The following is a 21,773-nucleotide window of genomic DNA, read 5'->3' on the forward strand; positions in this document are numbered from 1 at the left end:
CCAACTTTCACGCGACCATTGCACAGTGACTCTTGCATAGTGCAACGTTCGCCCCGGCCGATTGCTTCCCCAAGCCTCACTATCCAGTGTGCGCCGCGGGGGCGGTCGAGCCGCGCACCACGAGTTCCGTCGCGAGTTCGACGTGGTGGGACTCGACCTGTTCCCCGGCCGCCAGGCGCAACGCCGTACGCACCGCGACGGCGCCCATCTCCCGCAGCGGCTGCCGCACGGTGGTCAGGGGCGGCGAGGCCATCCGGGCGATCTGCGTGTCGTCGAAGCCCACGATGCTGAGGTCCTCGGGCACGCGCAGCCCCCGCGCCCTGGCCGCCTCCAGCACGCCGAGCGCGATGTCGTCGCAGCCCGCGAAGATCGCTGTGGGCGCCTCGGGCAGGCCGAGCAGGGCCGCTCCGCCCGCCATGCCGTCGTGGTAGTGGAAGTGCCCGGTCCGCACGTAACCGGGCAGGACGGGAGCCTCCCCTGCCTCCATGGCGGCCCGGTAGCCGTGCAGCCGGGCCTGGTTGCAGGCCGCGGTGGCCGGGCCGCCGAGGTAGGCGACGCGCCGGTGGCCGAGCGCGAGCAGGTGCTCCGTCGCGGCCATGCCACCGGCGAAGTTCGTCGAGCCGACGCTGGTCACCCTGGCCCTCGGCAGGTTCAGCGGGTCGATCACGACCAGGGGCAGCCGTGCCCGGGCCAGGGCGGTGAGCTGCCCGGCGGTCAGTTCGCCGGTGACGGCGACCAGCGCCCGCCGCCCGGCCGCGACCAGGTCGCGCGCCCACCCTCCCGTGCGGTCGGCGTCGCGCCGGATGCTCACCACCACGGCCACGTCGAGATCGGCGCCGGCCTGCACCGCACCCTGGACGATCTCCGTGGAGTACGCGTTGAGGTCGGCGTCGAACTCCACCTCGATCGTGTCGGGCGCCGCCTCGCCCCGGCGCTGCGGCGGTGCGACGTAGTCGTGCTGCTCCAGCAGCGACAGCACCAGGGAACGGGTCTCCGGCGCGACGTCGCTGCGGCCGTTGAGCACCTTCGACACGGTCGCGACCGATACCCCCGCAGAGGCCGCGACCGTGGCGAGAGTGGCCCGCCTACGACTGGGCGGCATCTGTTCCTCCCTGATCGGGGACCGCCGCCGGTCGCACCTCCACGGGAGTGACCAGCCGCCGGTCGTGGCCGACGTGGCGCAGCGGGCCGGTCAGCCGTACACGGCCCTGGCACGGCAGGTCCGACGCGGAGGTGCCGACGAAGACGTCGATGTCCCCGGGCTCGACGATGCGCCGCAGGTCGCGGCCGGTGAAAGCGGTCCTGTCCGCGTGCACGGTGAAGGTCGCCCGCGCGCTCTCGCCGGGCTCCAGCCGCACCCGGGCGAACCCGGCGAGCTGCCGCACCGGCCTGGTCACCTGCGCCAGCACGTCGTGCAGGTAGAGCTGGACGACCTCCTCGCCCGCCCGGCCGCCGGTGTTGCGCACGCGCACCGACACGGTGAACTCCCCGTCGGTGGAGACCTCGGAGTCGCTGATCTCCAGGTCGCCGACCTCGAAGGCGGTGTAGGACGCGCCGTAGCCGAACGGGAACAGCGGTGTCGGGTCGAGGTTGCTGATCCCGTGGCTGTCGGAGCCCAGCGGCGGCTGCAGGTAGGTGCCCGGCTGCCCGCCCGGGGTCCGCGGGATCTGCACCGGCAGCTTCCCGCTGGGCTGCACCCGGCCGGACAGGACGCCCGCGATGGCCGCCCCGCCCTCCTCGCCCGGCATGAACGCCTGGACGAGCGCGGCGGCCCCCTCGCGCACCCGCCCCAGCGCGTACGGCCGGCCCGACACCACGACCACCACGACCGGCGTGCCGGTGGCGGCCAGCTCGACCAGCAGGTCCTCCTGCGTCCCCGGCAGCCGCAGGTCCTCGGCGTCGCAGCCCTCGCCCGACGTGCCCTGCCCGAACAGCCCGGCGAGGTCGCCGACGACGGCCACGCACAGGTCGGACTCGCGGGCCGCCGCGAGCGCGGCGGCGAAGCCGGACCGGTCCTCGTCCCGCCAGTCGCAGCCCCGCTCGTGGACGATCTCGGCGTCCGGCAACTCGGCCCGCAGCGCGTCGAGCAGGCTGGGCGCCTCCACGCCGAGCCCGAGCTTCGGGTGGCGGGGCAGCACATGGTTGGGGAAGGCGTAGCAGCCCATGAACGTGCGCGGGTCGTCGGCGCAGGGCCCGACCACGGCCACCCGGCGCGGCCCCGGGCGCCCCTCCCCGAGCAGCGGCAGCGCGTCACCCGCGTCGAGCAGCACGATCGACCGCTCGGCCAGCTCCCGGGCCAGCGCCCGGTTGTCCGGCGAGTCGAGGTCCACGGCGTCCGCACCGGCGACCGACCCCTCCGGCGTCCAGTCCGGATCGAGCAGCCCGAGCTGCACCTTCTGGGTGAGCAGACGGCGCGCGGCCCGGTCCACCAGTTCCTCGGGCAGCTCGCCCCGCCGCACCCGCTCGACCAGGTGCCGGCCGAAGCCGAGCGTGTCGGGCAGCTCGACGTCGATGCCCGCGGTCAGCGCGAGCACCCCGGCTTCTTCGTGGTCCGCGGCGACCTGGTGCATCTTCGCGAGGAACGCGATCGCCCAGTAGTCCGACACGACCGTGCCGGTGAACCCCCACTCGTCGCGCAGCACCTCGGTCAGCAGCCAGGGGTCGGCGGCGGCGGGCACGCCGTCCACGTCCGAGTAGGAGTTCATGACCGAGCGCGCACCACCCTCGGCGATGGCGGCCTCGAACGTCGGCAGGATCATGTCCATCAGCTCACGGCGGCCCATGGGGACCGGACCGTGGTTGCGGGCCGCCCGTGAGGCGGAGTAGCCGGCGAAGTGCTTGAGCGTGGCGATGACCCCGGCCTTCTCGAGGCCGCGCACGTAGGCCGCGCCGAGCATCGCGACGAGGTACGGATCCTCGCCCAGGGTCTCCTCGACCCGGCCCCAGCGGTAGTCGCGCACCACGTCCAGCACCGGCGACAGGCCCTGGTGGACGCCCACGGCCCGCATGTCCCCGCCGATGGCGGCGGCCATCCGCTCCACCAGCTCGGGGTCGAAGGTCGCGCCCCAGGCGATGGCCGCCGGGTAGACGGTCGCGCCGTAGGTGGTGAAACCGGTCAGGCACTCCTCATGGACCAGCGCCGGGATGCCGAGCCGGGAGTGCTTCACCACCTCGCGCTGCAGCCGCACCACCTCCGCCGCGCCCTCCACCGCCGTCACCGGAACACTGCCGAACACCCGCGTCAGGTGGCCGAGCCCATGGCGTGCGGCCTCCTCGATGGGCACCGTCCCCGAGGCGGCGAAGACGTCCTGCATAGGGGCCACGTTGTGCGCGTTGTCGGGCTCGACCTCCTCGGGCGCCTGCATGTCGTTGCCGATCCACCGGCTGCCGAGCTGGCCGACCTTCTCCTCAAGGGTCATCTCGGCGAGGAGGGCCTCGACCCGGTCGGCCACGGGAAGTGCCGGGTCCTGCCACGCCCGGAGCGTCCCGTCCGCCGCGTGCGTCCGATCTGGGGCCGTCATCTGCTCTCCTCAAAAAAGTTTCGAAACATTTCGGCGTCGCGGTCAGTTCTGTCGTCAATTTTCGGCCGACCATGATCACAAGGTGTGACGCCTGTTCGTCGGTACTTTACACACGCATCACGTTGAGCTGGAGAGCTCGTGAGAGCGCTCTTGACAGTCAGGTATCGCAAATCTAGATTGGCGTGCCACGCGGCTTGTGTCGAAATATTTCGAAACGAGCTGACTTCAAGAAGGAGTGGACAGTGGCACCGGGGTGCCGATCCACGTCGCCCCCCGCCGCGTCCGAGTTACTTTTCAACGAGCCGCGGCCAGCCTCGGCGTTCGACGTACGGAGATCAGCGTGGAGTCCAGGACATCATCCCGCCGCACCTTCCTCACCCTCTCCATGGGCCTCCCCCTCGGTGCCGCGTTGGCGGCCTGCGGCACGTCCGGCCCCGCCCCGTCCGGCGGAGGCACGGGTGGCGGCGCCGCCGGGGGCAACGGTGGCGGCGGGGGCAAGGCCACCTACTGGTTCCTCCAGGGCCCGCCCGGTGAGGCCCCCCGCACCGCGTCCGTCCAGCGGTTCAACAAGGCCAATGCCAGCGGCCAGATCGCGATCACCACGATCCAGAACGACGCGTACAAGACGAAGATCAAGACGGCGATCGGCGCGAACCAGGCGCCCACCATCATCTGGGGCTGGGGCGGCGGCGGTCTGCGCAGCTACGTGCAGGCCGGCCAGGTCGAGGACCTCACCTCGTGGTTCGGCGAGAACGCCGCCGTGAAGGACCGGCTGTTCCCCGGCGCCTTCGGCGCCGCGACGATCGACGGCAAGATCTACGCGATGCCGTGCGAGACTGTGCAGCCGATCGTCCTGTTCTACAACAAGAAGGTCTTCGAGAAGGTCGGCGCCCAGCCGCCGCAGTCGTACGGCGACATCCTCGACCTGGTGAAGAAGTTCAACGCGGCGGGAATCGCGCCGTTCTCCCTGGCCGGCCAGTCGCGCTGGACGAACATGATGTGGCTGGAGTTCCTCTTCGACCGCATCGGCGGCCCCGAGGTGTTCCAGGCCGTCTTCGACGGTGAGAAGGACGCCTGGAACAACCCCGCCTCGATCGAGGCCCTGACCAAGATGCAGGAGCTCATCAAGGCCAACGCGTTCATCAAGGGCTTCTCCTCGGTCACCGCCGACTCCAACGCCGACCAGGCGCTGCTGTACACCGGCAAGGCCGCGATGATGCTGCACGGCAGCTGGTCGTACGGCATCCAGCAGGCGCAGGGCGGCGACATCGTCCCCAGCGGCGGCCTCGGCTGGATGAACTTCCCGGGGGTCGACGGCGGCAAGGGCGACCCGACCAACACCGTCGGCAACCCCGGCCAGTACCTGTCGATCTCCTCCAAGGCGACGCCCGAGCAGAAGGAGATCGCCAAGAAGTTCTTCGCCACCGGCGTCCTCGACGACCAGGAGCAGAAGGACTGGGTCGGCACCGGCGGCGTGCCGATCGTCAAGGGCTCCGACAAGCTGTTCGCCGGCTCCAAGGACGCCGAGTTCCTGAACTTCATCTACGGCGTCGCCAGCAACGCCAAGGTGTTCGCCCAGTCGTGGGACCAGGCGCTCAGCCCGACCGCGGCCGAGGTGCTGCTGGACAACATCGCCAAGCTGTTCCAGCTGTCGATCACGCCGCAGCAGTTCGCCACGAACATGAACGCGGTCATCGGTAAGTGAGCATGTCCGCTATCAACGCAAGAAGGACGTCGTCCGCCGTCGCGCCCAAGGCGCGCGGCGGCGTCATCCTGCCGTGGCTGGCCACGCCGGCGCTGGTGGTCTTCGCCGCCTTCGCGCTGATTCCGCTGGTCGGGGTCCTGCTGCTCAGCTTCACCTCCTGGGACACGCTGGGCGAGATCAAGCTGACCGGGCTCGAAAGCTGGCGGGCCGTGCTCAGCGACCCCGGTCTGCCGCACGCGCTGTGGGTGACGTTCCTGATCACAGCGCTCTCCTGGGCGGTCCAGACACCGGCCAGCATCCTGATCGGCGTGTTCCTGGCGGGCCGTCAGCGCTACCGCGAACTGCTCGCGGTGCTGTACTTCATCCCGCTGCTGCTCAGCTCGGCGGCCATCGCGATCACCTTCAAGGCGCTGCTCGACCCGAACTTCGGGCTCGGCGCGGGGCTGCACATCGACCTGCTCAACCAGGACTGGCTCGGCACGCCCAGCCTCGCCATGGGCGTCGTGATCTTCATCGTGTCCTGGCAGTTCATCCCGTTCCACGCGCTCCTCTACCAGGGCGGCGTACGGCAGATCCCGCGTTCGCTCTACGAGGCCGCGGAGCTGGACGGCGCGGGGCGGGTCCGCATGTTCTTCAACATCACCCTGCCCCAGCTCAAGTACACCGCGATCACGTCCTCCACCCTGATGATCGTCGGCTCCCTGACCTTCTTCGACCTGATCTTCGTGCTGACCGAGGGCGGCCCCGGCGACGCCACCCGCGCGCTCGCCCTGGACATGTACAAGCGCGGCATCCAGGCCAACCTCATGGGTCAGGCCTGTGTGATCGGTGTCATCCTCGTTCTCGTGGGTCTCGCCCTGGCGCTGCTGCTGCGCCGGCTGGGCGGCCGCAACCCCAACGCCAGCCAGCTGGAAGGGGCCTGACCGTGACCGCGACCCACACCTCGAGGGCAGCCCAGCGCACCGCGGCGCCAGGGGCGCACGGACGCCGCCGGCACAAACCGGCCTCCCAGCGCCCCAACTGGCTGGCCGGGCTGATGGGCTGGCTGTGGCTGGCGGTGGTGATCATTCCGATCTACTGGATCGTGATCACCAGCTTCAAGACGCAGTCCAACTACTACATCACCAACCCGCTGGTGCCACCCGGCGATCCGACGCTGGACAACTACCGGCTCGTGCTCGACCTGGACTTCCCGCTGTACTTCCTCAACAGCCTCCTCGTCGCCATCGGCACGGTCGTCCCGTCGGTCCTGTTCGCGTTCATGGCGGCGTACGCGATCGTCCGGAGCGCCGGCGCCAGCCGCTTCCTCCGCGGGGTGAACTCGCTGTTCCTCATGGGCCTGGCCATCCCGCTGCAGGCGACCGTCATCCCGGTCTACCTGCTGATCATCAAGTTGCAGCTCTACGACTCGCTGACGGCGCTGATCCTGCCGTCGGTCGCCTTCGCGATCCCGCTGTCGGTGCTGGTGCTGTCCAACTTCATCAGGGACGTGCCCAAGGAACTGTTCGAGTCGATGCGGATGGACGGCGCGACCGAGTGGAAGACGCTGTGGGGCCTGGCCTTCCCGCTCACGCGCCCGGCCGTGGTGACAGTGTCGATCTACAACGCGCTGCAGGTCTGGAACGGGTTCCTGCTGCCGCTGATCCTCACCCAGAGCCCCGACAAGCGCACGCTGCCGCTGGCGCTGGCGGCGTTCCAGGGCGGACCGTACGGCGTGAACGTGCCCGCCGTGCTGGCCTCCGTCGTGCTGACCATCCTGCCGATGCTGATCCTCTACACGGTCGGCCGCCGTCAGCTGCTCAGCGGCCTGACCGCCGGTTTCGGCAAGTAGACGGAGGATCTCACGCTCCGCCGTACAGACGGCCCAGGTCGACGAGTTCCACGTCGGGCCGTCTGTCGGCGAGGCGGACCAGCGCGGGGGAGAACCCCGAGCGCGCGAACAGGAGCAACTTGGGCAGGGCGCCGACCTTGCCGGCGGGCAGCAGCCCGCGCAGGTGCTCCAGGCGTTCCAGCTGAGGGACGTCGACAGGGGCCTCGGTGCTCTTGGCCTCGCCGATCGCGGTGATCCGGTCGGCGGCGAACGAGGCGGACTCCGTGACGACGACGTCGAGCTCGTGCCCCCGGCGGTGCTCCCGGCACGGCAGTTCCGTCGGACGCACCGCGCTCGCGACCCCGCCGAGCGTGTCCGGTGAGGCGTGCTCGAAGCACCACTGCCGCGCGAGGTCCTCGAAGTGCGCGCCGTAGATCTGCGAGGCGACGGTGTCCGCGTTGGTCTTCCAGACACGCTCGGCACGCCCGGCGACCAGCTCCGCCTCGTGGCGTTGGATGACGAGCTGGTGCAACCGCACGACGGGCTCGGCTATGCGGTAAACGCTGCGCTTACCCCGCAGGGCGTCGTCGATGTGCTCGATCAGTCCGATGTCCTCGAGGCCGCCCAGCAGATGGGCGAGGGCGCTGCTGGGGCGCCCCAGCGCCGCCGCTATCTCCGAGCGCCGACGGTTGCCGGCGCTGATCGCGCTCAACGTGGCCGAGTACGAGGTCGGATCGGCGATTGAGGGCTCCTCCCGGAGCAGCAGGCCGCCTTCGCGGAACATCGCGGAGGCCGGGTTCAGCAGGCGCCGCTGAACCCAGCGGTCGAACTCGGGGACTCCGGCGGGCCCCGATCCCCCGCTCATCTCCAGATAGGCAGGGGTTCCACCGAGCAGGGCGTGCAGCCGGAACGCCAGCTCCGGATCGTGATCGACCCCCCAGAACGCCGCGGCCTCACGGAACCTGAACGGGCGGACCACCAGCTCCATACCGGCACGGCCACGCAGGGGCGCACCACCGGAGAGCAACTGCGCCATGGTCGTCAACGCACTGCCACACAGGATCATCCGGGCCCGAGTGTGTTGCTTCGCGTAGCTCAACGGGCTGAGCGCCTGCTGGAGGTAGGAGGGCAGCGCGGGCGTCGCCGAGACGAGATAGGGGAACTCGTCGATGATCAGTGGGGTGGCCTGGTCCTCCCCGAGCCGGAGCAACTCGTCGATGGCTTCACGCCACGTACGGAAGGCGACGGGCTGACGCAGGCCACGGTGAGCGGCATAGGCCGCCCCGAGGTCGGTGAGGTTCTGCGTCTCGGTCTGCTGTGTCGCGCCGAACAGGAACCCGCCGGTCTGCTGGGCCAGCAGTTCGAGCATGAGGGTCTTGCCCTGACGGCGGCGGCCGTAGACCAGCCCGAGCGTCGCCCCGGACATGGGGGACCCGACGAAGTCGGCGAGGTTCTCCCACTCGGTGTCCCGGCCGAACAAGCGTTCCGGCTTCTCCAGCAACGGCTGCTCCTTACGTGAAGTAATGATAGCCGCATCTATCATAGTTGTAACTATCATTCGTCGCTCACCACCCTCCGGTGGAGGGCTGCCCAAGCACACCCTCACCGGCTACTGGCACAACTTCGTCAACCCCGCCGTCGAGCTCACGCTGTCGCAGGTGCCGCAGGACTACGACGTGGTGGCGATCGCGTTCGGAGAGGCGACCACCACACCGGGGCAGGTGACGTTCGCCCTCGACCCCGGCCTGTCCACCGCCCTCGGCGGATACACCGAGGCCCAGTTCAAGGCCGACGTGCAGGCGCTCAGGCAGCGCGGTCAGAAGGTCATCCTCAGCGTCGGCGGCGAGGCGGGCCACGTGCAGGTGGCGAGTTCCGGAGCGGCCACGGCGTTCGCGAACTCGGTCTACTCGATCATGCGGACCTACGGGTTCGACGGCGTCGACATCGACCTGGAGAACGGCCTCAACGCCACCTACATGGCCCAGGCGCTGCGCGAGCTGCGGACGAAGGCGGGCGTCAAGGACATCCTCACCGTCGTCAACATGCAGTACTACAACTCCGGGGGATGCTCGGCTGCGACCAGAAGGTCTACAGCCAGGGGTCGGTGGACTTCATGACCGCGCTGGCCTGCATCCAGCTGGAGAACGGCCTGCGCCCCGACCAGGTCGCGCTCGGCTTGCCGGCCGGTCCCGGCGCGGCCGGCGGCGGCGTCGTCTCCCCCGGCACGGTCACCGGCGCGCTCAACTGCCTGGCGCGGCGCACCGACTGCGGGTCGTTCGTCCCCTCGCGGACCTACCCCGACATCCGGGGCGCGATGACCTGGTCGATCAACTGGGACGCCGCGAACAACTGGAACTTCTCCAGAACCGTCAAGCCCTTCCTCGCCACCCTGCCCTGAACCACTGGACGCCCCGCACTCGGGTGCGGGGCGTCCAGTCGAAGCGTCAGGCGTAGAGGAACCAGAAGTTACCCCCGCCGGTTCCCCATTCGCAGCGGAAGGAGGTCCACCAACCCCACTGGATGCCGAGGTTGCCGCCGTTGTAGCAGTCCGACTGGTAGTAGTAGGCGTACCGGATGCTGTCCGCGTGTGCCGGCGCCGTGGCGACGGACACCAGGCCGGCGGTCAGGACGGCGGAGACGAGTAGAGCCCGTACCGTACGCATGCGATCCTCCCGGGATAGACGCCCGCAAGGCGAGCGGCACCCGCACTATCGCATCGCTGATCATGGGCGACCAGAGAGCGCCGGAGGGCACGGTCCCCACCTGCCCGGCCGCCGCGGCGGCCCTGAAAGATTCACGAACCCCTGGTCACAGGGCCACGGTGCGGAAGCCGGCGTTGGCCATGGAAGAGTCGGGGGTGTTCGACGACCGCGCCGAGTTGCGGTAGCGGTTGCAGTAGGAGTCGTGGCACAGGAACGAACCGCCGCGCAGCACCCGGGCCCTGCCGCGCAGCGGACCGCGCGGGTTGTCCGAGGGCGAGTAGACGTAGTAGTCGGGCGCGTACCAGTCCGCGCACCACTCCCAGACGTTCCCCACCGTCTGCCACAGCCCGTACGCGTTGGGCGCGAACGTACGAACCGGAGCGGTCGTGAGATAACCGTCGTCCAGGGTGTTTTCGGTAGGGAAGACGCCCTGCCAGATGTTCACCCGCCACTCGTCCTGAGGCAGCTCGTCTCCCCAGGGGTAGCGGGCGCCGTCGAGGCCGCCCCGGGAGGCGTACTCCCACTCGGCCTCTGTCGGCAGCCGCCGGCCCGCCCACGAGCAGTACGCCATCGCGTCGTTCCAGCTCACGTGGACCACCGGGTGGTCGGGCTCGGCCTGCGACAGCCGCCCGTCGGGGTGACGCCAGTCGGCGCCGCGCACGCCCACCCACCAGGGGGTGCCGGGCACGGGCCCCATCACGTCGTCGGGGTGGGCGCGCATCGCCAGGTGGAAGACGGCGGAGAAGCCGTACTCCTCCGCCTCGGTGCGGTAGCCGGTCGCCTCGGCGAAGGCGGCGAAGTCCGCGACCGTCACCGTCGTGGCGTCGATCGAGAACGGCGCCACGGTGACCGCGTGCACGGGCCCCTCGCCGTCGCCGGGGTTGCCGTCGCCGGTGGCGTCGCCCATCCGGAACTCGCCGCCGGGCAGGCGCACCTGCTCGATCCCATGAACACCGTGTGCCGTGAAGCGCACGGGTTCCAGCGGCTGTCCCGGCGTGGCGGGCGTGCAGCAGCTCCCCGACATGGTCAGACCCCCGTGATTTCCAGCGATCGGGGCACCGGCTGGCTCGGGTGCGGCTCGTCGCCGAGGGCCGCCTGCGCGTGCCACATGCGGACCTTCATCTCCTCGCGGACCTCGTGGTAGGCCGGGTCGTCGTAGACGTTGCGCAGTTCCTCCGGGTCGGCCTCCAGGTCGTACAGCTCCCACTCACCCGGGTAGGTGAACGCGCCCGTGCCGGGGATGCCCATGCCGTCGTTGTAGAAATAAATGATCTTGTAGCGGGACGTCCGGTAGCCGTAATGGGCCGGCGCCTTGTGGAAGACGTCGTCGTGCTCCCAGTAGCGGTAGTACATGCCCTCCGCTGGCGGCGGGCCCGGCTCGCCGGTCAGGTCGGCGAGGAAGCTGCGGCCCTGCATCCGGGGGTGGTGCGCCACCCCGGCCGCGTCCAGCACGGTCTGCGCGAAGTCGACGTTCGTGACGATCCCGATGTGCACCTGGCCGCCCGGGATGCGCCGCGGATAGCTCAGCACGAGCGGCATCCGCAGCGACTCCTCGTACATGAACCGCTTGTCGAACCATCCGTGGTCGCCCAGGAAGAAGCCCTGGTCGGAGCAGTACATCAGCAGCGTGTCGTCGAGGTCGCCGCGCTCGCGCAGCCAGTCGACCACCCGGCCGACGTTGTCGTCCACCGACGCGACGACGGCCAGGTAGTCCTCCATGTAGCGCTGGTACTTCCACAGCGCCAGTTCCTCGTAGGACAGCCCCTCGGGCGGGTCCTGCTTGAGGTCCTCGGCGTTGAGGTGCTCGGCGATCCGCATGGCGGCCCGCCGGGCCGACGACGAGCGCGTCGCGTAGTCGTCGTCGAACGTCGAGGGCACCGGGATGGGGTCGGTGTACATCCCCGCGTGCTTGTCGTCCGGCTCCCACGGGCGGTGCGGCGCCTTGTGGTAGATCAGCAGGCAGTAGGGATCGTCGCCGTCGAGCGAGTCGGCCCAGCTCAGCGCCATGTCCGTGATGAGGTCGGTGGCGTAGCCGGGGACGGTCCGAAGGCCGTCCTCCGACAGGAACGACGGGTCGAAGTACTCCCCCTGGTCGATCAGCACGTCCCAGTAGTCGAACCCCTGAGGGTTGTGCCCCGGGCCGTCCCCCATGTGCCACTTGCCGACGATCGCGGTGCGATATCCGGCCGCCTTCAACTGGCTCACGAACGTCGGCTGCGCCGCGTCGATCGGCGTGACCAGCGTCGAGACGCCGTTCACGTGCGAGTAGGTCCCGGTCAGGATGCTCGCCCGGCTCGGCGAGCACAGCGCGTTGGTGGCGAAGCAGTTGTCGAACCGGACGCCGAGGTCCGCGATCTCGTCGATCCGCGGCGTCCGGTTGACGACCGAGCCGTACGCGCCGACCGCGTGCGACGCGTGGTCGTCGGTCAGGATCATGACGATGTTCGGACGCCTGCTCACCGGTAGGTCGCCTCGTCCAGTCCGCTCAGCGTCGGGTCGTAGGAGACGTCGCCGACGTCGTACATCGAGGTCATCCAGTGGTAGAAGTTGTCGCCCCGGTCGCGCAGCACCTGGTAGAGGCGCCGCATCAGCCGTCCGCGCACCTCCGCCATCTCGGGGTGGTCGTAGACGTTGAGCAGTTCGTCCGGGTCGGTGAACAGGTCGTACAGCTCGTTGGTCGAGTCGGGGTTGACGACCAGCTTGTAGCGGTCCGTCCTGATCATCCGCTGTGGATACGGGAAGTGGTGCCCGTGGAACTCGCAGACGATGTCCTGCTCCCACGGCACCTCGCGGGTGGAGGCGAGCGGCACGAGGCTGCGCGAGTCGACCGCGGGGGCGGGATCGATCCCGGCCAGCTCCAGGATGGTCGCCGTGCAGTCCAGCAGGCTGACGAACTCCGTACGGACGACCCCGGGCTCCTGGCCGGGGATCCGCAGCAGGCCGGGCGTGCGGTAGATGTCCTCGTACATCGCCGGGCCCTTGTCGTGCAGCCGGTGGGCGCCGGTGAACTCGCCGTGGTCGCAGGTGAAGAACACGGCCGTGTCGTCGTTCAGGCCGAGGCGCCGCATGGCGTCCATGACCCGGCCGATCTCCATGTCGATGAGCGCGACGTAGCCCCAGTAGACCGCGATGAGCTTGCGCGTCACCTCCAGCGGCATGGTGTCGAACGTCCAGTGCGCGCTGTAGTTGGCCTGCACCCGCGGCTTGCCGGCGAAGGTCTCGGCGATCGACTTGGGCAGCTCGACCAGCTCGGGGTCGAACATGTCGAAGTACTCGTCCGGCACGATGTACGGCAGGTGCGGGCCGAAGAAGTTGAGCTGCAGGAAGAACGGCTTCGGCTCGGCGGCGTACCGCTCCAGCATCTCGATCGCCCGGGTGGCGAGGTAGTGCTCGAACGTCGCCTCGACCGGCTGGCGCAGCCGCGCGGCGAGCAGGTTGCCCGGCCCGCCGTTCGGCAGCGTCCCGCGGATGCGGTCGTGGATCTCGTAAGGCGGCAGGTCGTTCGCCTTGAGATAGTCGAGGTAGTCGGGGTGGTCGACGGGGTTGTGCCACCCCGGCAGGTCCGGCCCGTCGAACCCGAAGTCGGCCGCACGCCGGTGGTGCCCGACGTGCCACTTGCCGATGAGCCCGCAGTTGTACCCGGCGTCCCGCAGGGCCGTGGAGAAGGCCCATTGGTCGTCGGGCAGGTCCTCGATGTAGCCGACGTTCCTCTCGTGGTTGGCGAGCAGCTTGTGCCGGAACGGCGCCTGCCCGGTGAGCAGGCTCGCCCGCGCCGGGGTGCAGATCGCGGTGGGCGTGTACCAGCGGTCGAACCGTGTCCCGGTCCGGGCCAGCTCGTCCAGCACCGGGGTCGCGGCGAGACGGTTGCCGTACGTCCCCAGGGTGTCGGCCCGGTGCTGGTCGGTCATCAGGAACAGAACGTTCACCGGGCTCGTCATTGGGCCGCGCCCGTGAACAGATCGCCGGTGTAGTACGTCTTCGGGTCCACGGCCGAGGGCAGCTTGCCCGCGCCGACGAAGTAGTCACCCATCCCGCTCAGCCACTTCTCGATCGTCCCGTCCTTGCTGTAGCCGTCCAGGTCGGAGAGCGACAGCACCTTGGAGTTGGCGGCGTCGGCCTTGACCTGGTCGGCCGGCAGCTTCAGCATCTCGGCGGTCGCGGCCACGGTCTCGTCGAGGTGCTCGCTGCGGTACTGGATGGCGTCGCGCAGCACGCCGATGACCTTCTCGGTCTTGTCCTTCTCCTTGGCGACGACGTCGTTGCCGGCGACGAACGCGGTCGGGAACGACACGGTGTCGGCGAAGTCCTCGTTCTTGGCCAGCTCGACCAGGTCGGGGACGCTCTTCTTGATCGTGGAGATGGCCGGATACCAGAAGCCGGCCGCGTCGATCTGCTTGGAGGTGAACGCCGACACGATGGTGGAGGCGTCCATCGGGACGATCTTCACGTCGTCCTTGGTCAGCCCGGCCTTCTTCAGCGCGAGGGTGAGGATCATGTCGCCGGAGGTGCCCTCGGGCACGCCGATCGTCTTGCCCTTCAGGCCCGCCAGGGACGTGATACCGGCCTGGGCGATGACGCGGTCGGCGTTGCCGAGCGTGTTCAGCGCGACGACCTTGGCCTTGCCGGAGGCGGGCAGCCACATGGCGCCGGGGCCGATGTAGCCGAAGTCGAGGTCGCCGGTGCCCAGCGCCTGGATCTGCAGCGGGCCGTTGGTGAACACGCTGACCTTGGCGTCGAGGCCGTGCTTCTTCCACAGGCCCTGCTTGTCGGCCACGGCGAGCAGGCTCGCGCCGTTGAAGTCGGCGATGTAGCCGAAGTCCACGTGGGTGGTGCCTCCGTCCGAGCCGCCCGCGGCGCCGGAGTCGTCCGATCCGCAGGCCGCCGCCGACAGTGCCACGACGACCGCCGCGGCGGCCAGGAGAGTCTTCTTCATTTCGCGGGCTCCTTGATCTGCCGCTGGTGGTACACCGCGTGCCAGACGCGGTTGCGCAGGGCCCCGAACTCGGGGCTCAGCCTCATGTCCTCGTCGCGCGGGTAGGGGAGGTCGACGTCGATGATCTCGGCGATGCGGCCCGGCCGGGCGGCCATGACGACCACCCGGTTGGCGAGGAACACCGCCTCGTCGACGTCGTGGGTGATGAACATGACCGTCCGCCGTTCCTTGCTCCAGGTCTCCAGGAGCTGCTCCTGGAGCCGCACCCGGGTCAGCGCGTCCAGGGCGCCGAAGGGCTCGTCCATGAGCAGGATCGACGGGTTCACCGCGTACGCGCGGGCGATCGCGCACCGCTGCTTCATGCCGCCCGACAGCGTCTTGGGCAGCGCGTCCGCGAACTGCTCAAGGCCGACCAGGCGGATGAAGTGCTCGGCCCGCTCCCGCCGCTCCCCCTTGGGGACCTTCGCGGTGCGCATGCCGAACTCGACGTTCTCGCGGACGGTCAGCCACGGGAACAACGCGTACTGCTGGAAGATGACGCCGCGCTCGGGGCCGGGGCCGGTGACCGGCTTGCCGTCCACCAGCGCGGTGCCGCCGGTGGGCTGCTCCAGCCCGGCGAGGATGTTGAGCAGCGTGCTCTTTCCGCAGCCGGAGGGGCCGACCACCGTCACGAACTCGTTGTCGCCGATGTCCAGCGAGACGCCGCCGAGCGCGACGAACGGCTCCTTCCCCACCGGGAAGACCTTCTGAACGTCGCGTACGGAGATCTTGGGAGTGCTCATCGGTTCTCCTGCCAGGCCGTCAGCTTGTTGCCGGCGATCATGAGCAGCCGGTCCATGATCAGGCCGAGGACCCCGATCGCGATGATGCCGACGAAGATCGTCGGAAGGTCGTAGTAGAGCTGCGCGCTCTGCATCCGGTGACCGAGCCCGGCCTGCGCGGCCAGGAGTTCGGCGGCCACCAGCGTCCCCCAGGCCGAGCCGAGCCCGACCCGCATGCCCACGAGGATGAACGGCGTCGAGGCCGGCACCACCACGCGGCCGAAGATGGTCCCGTCGCTCGCGCCGAGCACCCGCGCGGCGTTGATGAGCGTCTTGTCCACGTTCACCACGCCCTGATAGGTGGAGATGACGCAGGACAGGAACGCCGCCAGGAAGATGACGAAGATCTTCGGACTCTCCCCGATGCCCATCAGGACGAGCACCAGGGGCAGCATCGCCAGCGGCGGGATGGTGCGGAAGAACTGGATCCACGGCTCGAACAGGCCGCGGGCCACCGTGTACCACCCCATCACGAAGCCGACGATCACCGCCGCGACCGAGCCGAGGGCGAACCCGGCCAGCACGCGCCCGAGTGAGGCGCCGACGTCGGTCGCGAGCGTGCCGTCCTGGATCATCTTCCAGGCGGCCGAGACGACCTCGACCGGAGTGGGGAACTGGAGTCCGGCCAGGGACAGCCCCCACCAGATCGCGATTCCGGCCACGATCGAGATGATGTTGAGGACCAGGAAGGTCCGGTTCTTGCGCGGCCGGGCGGGGGCGTTGTCGGCCCTCGTGGCGCCCGCACTGGTCACGGCCACTATCGGCCTCCGTCCGTCGTGACGTTCGCTTCGTATCCGGCGAGCAGCGGGGACTCGTGGAACAGGGCCGCGATGGCCCCGCGCGCTCCGCCGTCGTCCGAGAGCAGGGCGGGGCGGATCACGGGCGCAGCGTCGATGCGCCATGAGAGCTCGTAGGTGACCGTGTCCGCGACCTGGCGCAGCAGGGCCGGGGCGACCTGGATGATCTCGCCGCCGAGCACGATCTCGTCCGGATTGAGTGTCATGGCCGCCGTGCCGAGCACCCGGCCGACCGCCATGCCCGCCTCGCGGAGCACCTGGTCCACGGTCGGGTGGGCGATCTCCACCGCGGCCTTGAGGTCGTCCAGCGTGTCCACGGGCACGCCGAGCTCGCGGCACCGCCCGAGGATCGCCGGGACCGACGCGACGGTCTCCACGCACCCGCTCTTGCCGCAGCGGCACCGCGCGCCGCCCGGGACGGCGGTCACGTGGCCGAGCTCCCCCGCGTACCCGTTGGAGCCCTTGACGAGCTGCCCTCCCACCACCAGGCCTCCGCCGACGCCGTCGGACAGGCGCAGGTAGATGAGGTCGCGTACGGAGTCCGACTGAGCGTGCAGGGCCTCGGCCAGCCCGGCGAAGCGCACGTTGTTGTCGACGATCACGCCGGCGTGGAAGCGGGTGGCGAACACCTCGGCCACGCCGTCGGCGCTCGAACGGTCGCCCCAGCCCGGCACGCCGATGGCGATCGCCTGAAGCGCCCCGTAGTGGACGCCGGTCTCGGCGCTCAGCCGGTCGATCAGCGCGAGCCCGGCGTCGAGACGCTCGGGCCACTGTGCCGACTCCTCGTAGCGGGCGGTCCCGGACGCGATGATGTCGTGCGCGGCGTCGGCCACCAGGACGTTCACGCGGCGGTGACCGAAGTCGACGCCCATGTACTGCCCGGAGGCCGGGTCCAGCGCGAGCCGCTCAGCCGGCCGGCCGCTGCCCACGCGCTCCACGGCGTCGGTGTCGACGACGCGGATGGCACCGCGGCCGAGGAGATCGCCGGTGATCTCGGAGACCGTGGTGCGTGACAGGCCGACCCGGGCCGCGATCTCGTTGCGGCTCTGCGCGCCGTTCTGGCGGAGCACGCGCAACACCCGCTCCTCATGGGAGCGGCGCACGAGGGCATGCACGCCGTTGGGGGTCGTTGACACGCTGGAAACCTAAGGTTCGTCTGTTTTTTACGTCAACCATCCGATAAAAAGATTCGATAAATATGTCCGGGATCTTGACGAAAGCCTCTGACCAGCACGGACACCTCCCCGACAAGCTCCCAGGCATCCTGCCGCACCCGCCGGGGGCCGCTGAGGCCCCTGGGACACCGGATTCTGACGGCGTCTCGACGGAAAAATTTCACCTGTCTACGGTGCTCGCCGTGAGACAACTGGTGATCGGAGCCTTACTCCTCGCGTCCTCCGTGGCCCCGGCGACGCTGCCCGCCCAAGCATCGACAGTGCAGGCATCGACAGTGCAGGCGGCGTCCGGCCCCACCTACACCAACCCGGTGAGCGCCGGGGCGGTGCAGACCTTCCCCGACCCGACGATGATCCGCGGCAAAGACGGCCTCTGGTACGCCTACGGCACCACGAACCCGATCGACGGGAAGAACGAGCACATCCTGCCGATGCTCACGTCCCCCGACATGGTGCACTGGACGTACGCGGGAGACGTCTACACCGGAGACGACCACCCCTCGTGGTGGCCGAACGGCACACGCCCCTGGGCGCCGGACATCCGCTATGTGAACGGGACCTACCACCTGACGTACGCGCTCTCCACCGGCGGCGTCGGGCTCGCGACCAGCCCCCACCCGACCGGCCCCTGGACCGACCACGGCATGATCGTCCGGGCGGGCGGCAGCGGCTGCCCCACGGGCAACATCGACCAGGCCATGTACACCGACGTGAACGGTGACAACTACCTCTACTGGGGCAGCTACGACACGATCTGCGGCGCGAAGATGAACGCCGAGGCGACCGAGGTCACCGGCCCGGTCACGCAGATCGCCCGCGGGCGCCGCATGGAGGGCGGCTTCGTCGTCCGGCGCGACGACAAGTACTACCTGTTCTTCTCCGACGCAGGGTGCTGCGACGGCGCGTTCAGCGGCTACACGGTCAAGGTCGGCCGTTCCGACAGCCCACTCGGGCCCTTCACCACGCCGACCGGCGTCGACCTGATGGACCTGACCAGCAAGGACGGCATCGTCCTCGCGGCCAACGGCAACGGCTGGGCCGGCCCGGGCCACAACGCCGTCCAGACCGACCTCAGCGGGCAGGACTGGCTGGTCTACCACGCGATCCCCTCGTCGGCCCCCGAGTTCGGGCCGGTCACGACGACCTGGGGCACGACCATCGGCAACCTGGCCCGCCGGCCGCTGATGATCGATCGGCTCGACTGGATCGACGGCTGGCCGGTCGTACGGGCCGGGGCCGGGCCGTCCACCGGTGAGCAGCCGGCGCCGGTCACCACGTGGACCGTGGGCGGCACGTTCAACGAGGGCAAGGACGGGTGGACCGGGCCGTGGAAGCTCGCCTCCGACCCCGACTCGCTCGGCTACCTCAGCGGCAAGGGCGTGACCAGCGAACTCAGCGACGACCGGGTCCAGGGCGACGTGCGCGTGGAGGCCGACCTGCGCCTCGGCGCGGACGGCGACGCCGCCGGGCTCTTCGTGACCCGCGAGAACGGCGCGCGGAACATCACGGCGTGGCTCGACCGGGAGCGGGGCGCGCTCGTGGTGACGGCCAAGGTGAACGGGAAGACGACGAGGGCCTCCAGCCCGCTGCCGGCCTCGTTCGACTACGGCTCCTGGCACAACGTCGCCGCCGAGCGGCGCGGGAACGCGCTGGTCGTGTCGGTGTCGGCCGACCGGCTCGGGGACCCGCTGGCGACGGTCTCCATGACGCTGCCCGACGGCACGCCCACCTCGGGTGCCATCGGCGTGACCACGCGTGGCGCCGCCGACGCCGACAACGTGGGCGCCGCTCCGCTGTACCAGCCGGTGACCGAGCGGGTGCCCGACCCCGTCCTGGGCAAGCGGCTCCCGGCGTACTCCTACGAGTTCGACGGCACCGGCTCGCCCACCGGCTGGACCAAGGTCCGCAACCCGTCGGCCACCCTGTCGAACGGCTCCCTGGTCTGGCCGACCCAGAACGCCGAGCTGTACCTGGGCAACAACAGCGCGTCGATCCTGCTCCGCGACGCGCCGCAGGATGACTTCGCCGTGGAGACGAAGCTCACCTTCGACGGCACGAAGGGCAACCAGCAGGCCGGTCTGCTGCTGTACGAGAACGACGACCGATGGCTGAAGCTGACCCACTCGATCCTGCCGCTCAACCAGGGCAACGGCGCGGTGCTCCACCAGACCGAGTTCGGCAAGGAGGGCCCGCGTCCGGGCACCACCCCGCCCACCGCGGTCGCCAACGCGCCCATGTTCGGCGGCCCGGCCGCGGAGACCACCTGGCTGCGGCTGCTCTATCACTACGACCAGGAGAACGGCGAGCACGACGTCCGGATGGCGTCGAGCACCGACGGCACCCACTGGATCTGGGGCGGCACCTGGTCGCTCCCGCGCACCGGGCCGGTGAAGATCGGCCTGATCTCGATGAACACGGCGGGCGCCACCGCGACGTTCGACTACCTGCGGACGTACGAGGTGACCAGCCGATAACCGGCGACCGGCCGCCCCTTCACCCAAGGGGCGGCCGCTCAATGCGCGGGGAATGATCCGCTGCGGTTTGCGCCGGGGCCGGGGCGCGGGCCCGCGGGCGGGGTAGAGGCACTCCGATGCCGACCATCCACACCCTCACGGGATTCCCTGACTCCCTTGCGCGACGGCCCACGACGACGGCGGCGACGCTCGCCCTCGCGCCGGCCCTGGCCCTGGCTCTGGCCCTGGTGGTGCCGGTGGCCGCGGGCGCGGCGGCGGCCGGTGACGGCAACGGGAACGGCTCCGCCGTGCGCGTGGGCAACGGCTCGGCCAACCGCAACCTGGTGGCGATGGGCAGCACGCACCTGCGCGGCGCCCTCCACCAGTTCTCGGCGGGAGTGGGCGGGCTCAGCAGCGTGCAGGGCGGACTGTGCAGGCCGCGTGGCCGGCTCTGCGCGTTGTCGCAGGACATCCGCGCCACCAGAGCCAGGGCGACCCGGCGGTGACCCGCTGATGCGCGGCGGTCTCGCCCTGGCGGCGGTCACGATCGCGACGGCGGCGCTCGCCGCGTCGCCCCCTGCCGCCGCCTTGTTCCCTGCCGCCGCCTTGCCCCCTGCCGCCGCCGCACAGGCGGCGGTCACCCATGCGGCCGGGAACGGCGACCGCAACGGCAACAGCGCCACCGTCCGCCTCGGCAACGGGATCCGCAACGTCAGTCAGCTGACGGTGGGCAGCGCGCGAAGCGCGACCGGCATCCAGCAGAGGACGGTCGGCGTCGGCGGCCTGGCGAACGCGCAGAGCATCATGTGCCGCCGGTGGTCCCGCCTCTGCGACCTGACGCAGCGGGTGCGGGCGTCGGACCGGCAGAACGACGTGGTCCGCCTTCCGGAGGCGCGAACCCGGCGGGGCGTCGGGTCGTCGCCCTCGCGCCGGACGTCTACGGCCAGCCCGCGCCGGGCACCGTGACCCGGGTCGAGAGCACCTGCCCGGTTCCGGGTGGCACCATCTCGGGCATGCGCCACTCGGCCGCCACGATGAACAGCGTCTTCCCGTCCTGACCCCCGAGCGCGCAGGCGAAGCATCCCCGGTCGACTTCGACGGTCTGGAGGACCTCACCGCCCTCCCGGATCCGGACGCAGCGCTTGTTGCCGACGTCGGCGTACCAGACGGCGCCCTCGGCGTCGATGCAGATGCCGTCGGGGTGGTCCTCGCCGGTCTCGGCCCAGACCCGGCGATGGGACAGGCCGCCGTCCGCCTCGATGTCGAAGGCGACGAGCCTGTTGCCGTATGAGTCGGCCACGATCAGCGTCGAGTTGTCCGGCGTCACGGCCATGCCGTTGGGAAAGGCGATGTCGTCCGCCACCTGGCGCGCCGAGCCGTCGGGGCCGACGTGCACGACGTATCCGGGGTCGAACGCCGCACCGCTGAGCATGTCGAAGCCGATCCGGTTGACGTAGATGTTGCCGCGGCCGTCGATGACGATGTCGTTCCAGCCGCGCCCGAGGCCGGTGAGGTCGGCCAGGGTCGTCGACGAGCCGTCGGGTTCCAGCCGCCGCAGCAGCCCCTGCGCGGAATCGACGATCACCAGCCGTCCGTCGGCCTGCCACGCCGTGCAGAGCGGAAGCGAGTCCACCCGGGCCACCACTTCGTGCGTGCCGTCCAGGCCGAGCGCGATCACCTCGTGCGCCGTCCAGTCCGAGAAGTACAGGCGGCCGTCGTGCCAGCGCGGCGACTCGACCAGCCCGAGACCGGTGAGCCACGTGCGCAATTCCGTCATCGAAGACTCCCATCGCCGCGTTCGATCGGACAGTACGCGGCCGCTACGACAGTTTCCGTGTGCTTCTCACCGGCGCCGC

The 21,773-nt window shown here is 70.1% G+C and carries 20 protein-coding genes; 8 read left to right on the forward strand and 12 right to left on the reverse strand.

The genetic code is table 11. The features are described from left to right. Positions 1 to 79: 79 nt before the first annotated feature. Positions 80 to 1,102 (reverse strand): LacI family DNA-binding transcriptional regulator, encoded by a 1,023-nt coding sequence (locus HHX35_RS27760; RefSeq protein ID WP_182901661.1) that lies wholly within the window; start codon positions 1,100 to 1,102, stop codon positions 80 to 82. Then, positions 1,086 to 3,521 (reverse strand): glycoside hydrolase family 3 N-terminal domain-containing protein, encoded by a 2,436-nt coding sequence (locus HHX35_RS27765; protein WP_182901662.1) that lies wholly within the window; start codon positions 3,519 to 3,521, stop codon positions 1,086 to 1,088. Before HHX35_RS27765 ends, HHX35_RS27760 begins: the two co-directional genes overlap by 17 nt. 340 nt (positions 3,522 to 3,861) lie before the next feature. Here HHX35_RS27765 and HHX35_RS27770 point away from each other — a divergent pair, with 340 nt between their 5' ends. The 3 genes from HHX35_RS27770 to HHX35_RS27780 are packed head-to-tail and all read left to right on the forward strand — an operon-like array spanning position 3,862 to position 7,057. Then, on the forward strand, positions 3,862 to 5,226 hold the full coding sequence (locus tag HHX35_RS27770; protein ID WP_240809037.1) for an extracellular solute-binding protein: 1,365 nt from the start codon (positions 3,862 to 3,864) through the stop codon (positions 5,224 to 5,226). Between the two features lie 2 nt (positions 5,227 to 5,228). Next, positions 5,229 to 6,149 carry a carbohydrate ABC transporter permease gene (locus tag HHX35_RS27775; protein ID WP_139575724.1) on the forward strand — a complete coding sequence of 307 codons (921 nt, stop codon included), beginning with the start codon at positions 5,229 to 5,231 and terminating at the stop codon, positions 6,147 to 6,149. Between the two features lie 2 nt (positions 6,150 to 6,151). Then, positions 6,152 to 7,057: a carbohydrate ABC transporter permease gene (locus tag HHX35_RS27780; protein ID WP_396780951.1), complete on the forward strand. Its 906-nt coding sequence runs from the start codon at positions 6,152 to 6,154 to the stop codon at positions 7,055 to 7,057. Between the two features lie 10 nt (positions 7,058 to 7,067). Here HHX35_RS27780 and HHX35_RS27785 read toward each other — a convergent pair whose 3' ends face one another. Further along, positions 7,068 to 8,537 (reverse strand): ATP-binding protein, encoded by a 1,470-nt coding sequence (locus HHX35_RS27785; protein ID WP_182901663.1) that lies wholly within the window; start codon positions 8,535 to 8,537, stop codon positions 7,068 to 7,070. 22 nt (positions 8,538 to 8,559) lie between these two features. On the opposite strand from HHX35_RS27785, the gene HHX35_RS43845 reads away from it, so the two are divergent. Then, positions 8,560 to 9,153 carry a glycosyl hydrolase family 18 protein gene (locus tag HHX35_RS43845; RefSeq protein WP_259405470.1) on the forward strand — a complete coding sequence of 198 codons (594 nt, stop codon included), beginning with the start codon at positions 8,560 to 8,562 and terminating at the stop codon, positions 9,151 to 9,153. Beyond that, on the forward strand, positions 9,102 to 9,434 hold the full coding sequence (locus HHX35_RS43850; protein ID WP_259405471.1) for a hypothetical protein: 333 nt from the start codon (positions 9,102 to 9,104) through the stop codon (positions 9,432 to 9,434). Before HHX35_RS43845 ends, HHX35_RS43850 begins: the two co-directional genes overlap by 52 nt. A 46-nt stretch (positions 9,435 to 9,480) precedes the next feature. On the opposite strand, the gene HHX35_RS27795 is transcribed toward HHX35_RS43850, so the two are convergent. From HHX35_RS27795 to HHX35_RS27830, 8 genes are all read right to left on the reverse strand, one after another. Further along, complete coding sequence (locus HHX35_RS27795; RefSeq protein ID WP_139575597.1) at positions 9,481 to 9,699, reverse strand: hypothetical protein; 219 nt, start codon at positions 9,697 to 9,699, stop codon at positions 9,481 to 9,483. Positions 9,700 to 9,844: 145 nt separating this feature from the next. Beyond that, the gene (locus HHX35_RS27800) at positions 9,845 to 10,762 is read right to left on the reverse strand and encodes a formylglycine-generating enzyme family protein (protein ID WP_182901664.1); all 918 of its coding nucleotides are present in this window, start codon (positions 10,760 to 10,762) and stop codon (positions 9,845 to 9,847) included. Positions 10,763 to 10,764: 2 nt separating this feature from the next. Further along, positions 10,765 to 12,198 (reverse strand): sulfatase, encoded by a 1,434-nt coding sequence (locus tag HHX35_RS27805; RefSeq protein ID WP_220505975.1) that lies wholly within the window; start codon positions 12,196 to 12,198, stop codon positions 10,765 to 10,767. Next, positions 12,195 to 13,664 (reverse strand): sulfatase-like hydrolase/transferase, encoded by a 1,470-nt coding sequence (locus HHX35_RS27810; protein WP_310739344.1) that lies wholly within the window; start codon positions 13,662 to 13,664, stop codon positions 12,195 to 12,197. The genes HHX35_RS27805 and HHX35_RS27810 overlap by 4 nt, the downstream gene beginning before the upstream one ends. An 8-nt stretch (positions 13,665 to 13,672) precedes the next feature. Continuing rightward, positions 13,673 to 14,671 (reverse strand): aliphatic sulfonate ABC transporter substrate-binding protein, encoded by a 999-nt coding sequence (locus HHX35_RS27815; RefSeq protein ID WP_182901666.1) that lies wholly within the window; start codon positions 14,669 to 14,671, stop codon positions 13,673 to 13,675. Continuing rightward, positions 14,668 to 15,453, reverse strand: a complete 786-nt coding sequence (locus HHX35_RS27820; RefSeq protein WP_182901667.1) for an ABC transporter ATP-binding protein — start codon at positions 15,451 to 15,453, stop codon at positions 14,668 to 14,670. The genes HHX35_RS27815 and HHX35_RS27820 overlap by 4 nt, the downstream gene beginning before the upstream one ends. Further along, positions 15,450 to 16,250, reverse strand: a complete 801-nt coding sequence (locus HHX35_RS27825; protein ID WP_182901913.1) for an ABC transporter permease — start codon at positions 16,248 to 16,250, stop codon at positions 15,450 to 15,452. The genes HHX35_RS27820 and HHX35_RS27825 overlap by 4 nt, the downstream gene beginning before the upstream one ends. After that, complete coding sequence (locus tag HHX35_RS27830) at positions 16,250 to 17,425, reverse strand: ROK family transcriptional regulator (protein WP_220505976.1); 1,176 nt, start codon at positions 17,423 to 17,425, stop codon at positions 16,250 to 16,252. Before HHX35_RS27830 ends, HHX35_RS27825 begins: the two co-directional genes overlap by 1 nt. A 299-nt stretch (positions 17,426 to 17,724) precedes the next feature. Between HHX35_RS27830 and HHX35_RS27835 the strand changes: the two genes are divergently transcribed. The 3 genes from HHX35_RS27835 to HHX35_RS27845 all read left to right on the forward strand — a co-directional run bounded on the left by HHX35_RS27835 (position 17,725) and on the right by HHX35_RS27845 (position 20,883). After that, the gene (locus HHX35_RS27835) at positions 17,725 to 19,938 is read left to right on the forward strand and encodes a family 43 glycosylhydrolase (protein ID WP_220505977.1); all 2,214 of its coding nucleotides are present in this window, start codon (positions 17,725 to 17,727) and stop codon (positions 19,936 to 19,938) included. 116 nt (positions 19,939 to 20,054) lie between these two features. Further along, entirely contained in the window at positions 20,055 to 20,423 is a 369-nt protein-coding gene (locus HHX35_RS27840; protein ID WP_182901669.1) for a hypothetical protein, read from the forward strand. A 7-nt stretch (positions 20,424 to 20,430) separates the two neighbouring features. Next, the gene (locus tag HHX35_RS27845) at positions 20,431 to 20,883 is read left to right on the forward strand and encodes a hypothetical protein (RefSeq protein ID WP_182901670.1); all 453 of its coding nucleotides are present in this window, start codon (positions 20,431 to 20,433) and stop codon (positions 20,881 to 20,883) included. Here the strand turns inward: HHX35_RS27845 and HHX35_RS27850 are convergent. Next, positions 20,855 to 21,694, reverse strand: a complete 840-nt coding sequence (locus HHX35_RS27850) for an SMP-30/gluconolactonase/LRE family protein (RefSeq protein WP_182901671.1) — start codon at positions 21,692 to 21,694, stop codon at positions 20,855 to 20,857. The two genes, HHX35_RS27845 and HHX35_RS27850, sit on opposite strands and share 29 nt — an antisense overlap. Positions 21,695 to 21,773 lie beyond the last annotated feature (79 nt).

The organism is Microbispora sp. H10830, from assembly GCF_014161375.1.
In the GTDB taxonomy this organism is placed as follows: Bacteria; Actinomycetota; Actinomycetes; order Streptosporangiales; family Streptosporangiaceae; genus Microbispora; species Microbispora catharanthi.